Genomic DNA, 2548 nt, shown 5'->3' with positions numbered 1-2548 from the left:
CCAACAAGGTCTACGGTGCCGTGGACCCCGATGGCATCGTCTTCGCCGTGGCCTCCTCCTCGATGTTCATCACCTGGATGAAGACCGTCGGAGGACGACTGGAGTCCCGCATCTCGTTCTCCAGCACGATCACCTGGAACGGCTTTCCCCTGCCTGCTCTGACCGACAAAGACCGAGCCTCTCTAGCCAAGGCTGGCCAGAAGGTCCTCGAAGCCCGGGCTCTCCACCCCGACCGCTCCCTGGCCCAGCACTACGCACCTCTGAGCATGGATCCGGCCCTGGCGAAGGCTCACGACGGGTTGGACACGGTGATGGACAAGATCATGGGAGCACCTCGCCGGTGCCGTACCGAGCTAGAACGTCAGGAGCTGCTCTTCACCCGATATGCGGAGCTGGCCTCGTAGCAGCGCCCCGTACGGTGGATGGGGTAGGAGCACCGACGGCGGAGCGACACGGCCAGCGGCCATGATGACCATGGAGTCGTATCTGCCCTTGGGGACCAGCCACCGCCCTAGGTGTAGGAGGGCATGACGTTGTTGACTCGGGCCGGTGCCAACGAGGCCGGCGGGGCGTCTCCGCAGGAGGTATGAGGCCGATGGTAGTTGTAGTGGTTCACCCACACGGCCAGCGCCTCACGCCGAGCTTGCTCTGAGGTGTAGGGGCGGGCGTAGAGGACCTCATCGACCATCAGCCGGTTGTACCGTTCGACCTTCCCGTTATGGCGCGGGGTGTAGGGGCGGATCCGGTGGTGCCGGCCCCCGAGCGAGACCACCTTGGCGGTGAAGTCCACGGCCCGGTAGTTGTTTCCGTTGTCCGTGATCACCCGGTCCACGGTGATGCCGTGGGCGGCGAAGAACGCGCGGGCCCGGCAGAAGAACCCGATCGTGGTCACCGCCTTCTCATCCTCCAACGCTTCGGTGTACGCCAGGCGGGTGTGAGCCGCCCCCTTCATTCGGTCCGGACGTTCTGTGAGTCGTCGGTTTCCATTTGATGGGTGCACTGCCGAGCGTACTCGGCTGGGGTTAGGTAGCCGAGCGAGGAGTGCCGGCGGTGGTGGTTGTACTCGTCCTTCCAGTCGCCGATGATGACCTGTGCGTGCAGCAGCGAGTAGAAGCTGTTGATGTTGAGGCACTCGTCGCGGATCCGGCTGTTGAACGACTCGACGTACCCGTTGCGCCACGGCGAGCCCGGAGGGATGTAGGACAGGCCGGTGCGGGTGCCGGCCCAGTCGGCCATCGCCTCGCTGATGAACTCCGGCCCGTTGTCCGACCTGAGCACCGCCGGGGCGCCCCGGGCGGCGACGAGGTCCTCGAGGTGGGCGGTGAGTCGGTCGGCGGTAATCGAGCGCTCCACGAGCCCGCCGATGCACTCCCGGGTGTGTTCGTCGACGATCGAGCAGATCTTGATCGGCCGTCCGTGCTCGTCGACGTCGAACTGGAAGTCCACCGCCCACACCACGTTCGGCGCGTCCGCCGTCGGCGCGTCGACGGTCGAGGACCCGACGCGCTTGCGTCGACGCCGCTGCGGGACCCGGAGCCCTTCGTCACGCCACAGGCGTTGGATCTTCTTGTGGTTCACCACCCACCCCTCGGCGCGGGCGTCGTGATACGCCCGCCGATACCCGTAGCGGGGATGGTCCTTCGCCCAGGCGCGCAGCCACTCCCTGAGCGCCCGATCCGGGTCCGCGACCGTGTCGCCCTTGAGCGGTCGCCGGTACGCGGAGCGGCTCAGCCCGACCAGACGGCACGCCATCCGTTCGCTCACCCGCAACTTGCGCTTGAGGTGATCGACGGCGGCGCGGCGCCTGTCCGGGCTTAGAAGTTTCCCTCAGCCAGCTCCTTGAGCGCGGTCTTCTCCAGCTCCGCTTCCGCGAGCAGACGCTTCAGGGTCGCGTTCTGCTTCTCCAGCTCCTTCAGGCGCTTTGCGTCGTCGGCCTTGAGGCCGCCGTACTGGTTCCGCCACCGGTAGTACGTCTGCTCGGACACCCCGAGCTCCCGGCACACCGCCGCGACGTCCTGACCATCGGCGAGCATCCTGTCGGCCTGCCCGAGCTTACGGACGACCTGCTCGGGGGTGTGACGCTTCCTGCTGTTCGTCATGATCTGACCAGTCTCCCTGCCCGCGACCGCGGGCAACAGGACGACTCTCATAACGACTGGACCTACGAAACGGGGTCAGCCCACGAGGACATCTTTGGTGCAGGGATAATCATGGAGATGAAGGCGATGCTGATCGTCCAAGGTGGTCCGAACCTCCGCAACGACATCGCGCACGGTCTCCTCGATGACAACTCGGCGTGGAGCTACTCGGCGCTCTACATGTGGTGGTTCTGTCTGAGGCTGGTGACGTGGCCGGTCATCGAGATGATTAGCCGCGCTCGGACCCAGTCAGCAGAGTCTGGCTGAGACCCGAAGGCGAAGGGCACTGGCGGCAACCTCGTTCCGTCGGGCGCGGGTGCCTGGACGAGCAGCAGTCCGGGCCTGCCGTTGGCCTCGACCACGCCGTACTCGGCGCCGGGGAAGAACTTGTGGGCGAAGACACTGACCCT

The 2548-nt window shown here is 66.0% G+C and carries 3 protein-coding genes and 2 pseudogenes; 2 read left to right on the top strand and 3 right to left on the bottom strand.

Annotation, left to right across the window (positions count from 1 at the left end; genetic code table 11):
• Window positions 1-404 (top strand): type IIL restriction-modification enzyme MmeI (locus AB0M27_RS47325; protein ID WP_365732392.1); only part of this gene is annotated, 404 nt, incomplete at its 5' end.
• 107 nt (window positions 405-511) lie between these two features.
• On the opposite strand, the pseudogene AB0M27_RS47320 reads toward AB0M27_RS47325, so the two are convergent.
• Window positions 512-934: pseudogene (locus AB0M27_RS47320) on the bottom strand (integrase core domain-containing protein); the annotation flags it as partial.
• Between the two features lie 14 nt (window positions 935-948).
• A protein-coding gene (locus AB0M27_RS47315) for an IS3 family transposase (protein WP_365732391.1) occupies window positions 949-2099 on the bottom strand; the annotation gives its coding sequence in 2 pieces (ribosomal slippage) (window positions 949-1829 and window positions 1829-2099; 1152 coding nt in all).
• A gap of 111 nt (window positions 2100-2210) precedes the next feature.
• Between AB0M27_RS47315 and AB0M27_RS47310 the strand changes: the two genes are divergently transcribed.
• Window positions 2211-2405 (top strand): DUF4209 domain-containing protein, encoded by a 195-nt coding sequence (locus AB0M27_RS47310; protein WP_365732393.1) that lies wholly within the window; start codon window positions 2211-2213, stop codon window positions 2403-2405.
• On the opposite strand, the pseudogene AB0M27_RS47305 reads toward AB0M27_RS47310, so the two are convergent.
• Window positions 2315-2548, bottom strand: a pseudogene (locus tag AB0M27_RS47305) (hypothetical protein); the annotation flags it as partial. The gene AB0M27_RS47310 and the pseudogene AB0M27_RS47305 overlap by 91 nt on opposite strands.

Origin of the sequence: Streptomyces sp. NPDC052107 (assembly GCF_040680215.1) — a bacterium.
Classification (GTDB): Bacteria; Actinomycetota; Actinomycetes; order Streptomycetales; family Streptomycetaceae; genus Streptomyces.
Note: the sequence above shows the minus strand (reverse complement) of the source record. Positions and strands in the feature narration are given on the sequence as shown.

Coding starts and splice junctions, on each gene's coding strand:
- AB0M27_RS47310 (WP_365732393.1), top strand. CDS start 2,211: ATGGAGATGAAGGCGATGCTGATCGTCCAAGGTGGTCCGAACCTCCGC.